Genomic DNA, 764 nt, shown 5'->3' with positions numbered 1-764 from the left:
CAAATAGGCGCCGCCGTCGCCGTGCTCGCAGGCCTGCTCGTAGGCGGCCAGGTGGGCAAGCTTCTCCGCGGCGGTGAACGCACGCCGCCGTCGTGGCCCATCGGCCCGAGGGTGGACTGGATCCATCCGCTCATTGTCGATCACCGACATAATCATGGAACTGGTCATGGTGTGTTGATCCGTATCTCGCCCTGCTACAGGCCGATTTGCTATGAACTACTGGACTCAACTCACCCTGACACGCAGGGCCCCCGGGAGCTCTTGCACGCTGAAGCACCGGCTTTGCGTGGCAACCTTGCGCAACACTAAACCCGCGAACTACCTTCTTAGCTACACCTCAGGATTGAGGCCTGCAGAAGGAGCGCGTCGGAATGTCTCACCGCAGCAAGGTTGTCGGAGTAGCCGCGTTTTTGGCGCTAGCTCCCATTGCCCCGTCGGCTCAGGCTGATTTCGACGACATGCTCGATGTCCTCGTCGCACCTTTTGCCACCGCAGCCGGCGAACTGGACCCCCAGGCCGTCACCGACAACACCGCGTGGGACACCTTCTTCTCTGCCGAGCACTGGGACGCCGCCTTCGCCGCGCTGGCTGAGCCCGGCCCGGCACTCTCCTTGGCCTTCGACCCCTACGCCGGGCTGTACAGCCTGGCCGAAAAATGGATCGACAGCGAATTCGGCAGCCAGGTCAACAGCGTCATCAACCAGATCTTCGGCTCCACCGTGATCGGCAACGGCGCCGACGGCACCGAAGCCAACCCCAACGGC

1 pseudogene is annotated in these 764 nt (G+C 63.1%); it reads left to right on the top strand.

The window, feature by feature from the left end:
- Positions 1–371: 371 nt before the first annotated feature.
- Positions 372–764: pseudogene (locus EJK91_RS21445) on the top strand (cellulase family glycosylhydrolase); the annotation flags it as partial.

This window comes from Mycobacterium sp. P7213, from assembly GCF_900604305.1.
GTDB lineage: Bacteria > Actinomycetota > Actinomycetes > Mycobacteriales > Mycobacteriaceae > Mycobacterium.
This window is presented reverse-complemented; position numbering and strand designations above follow the sequence as displayed.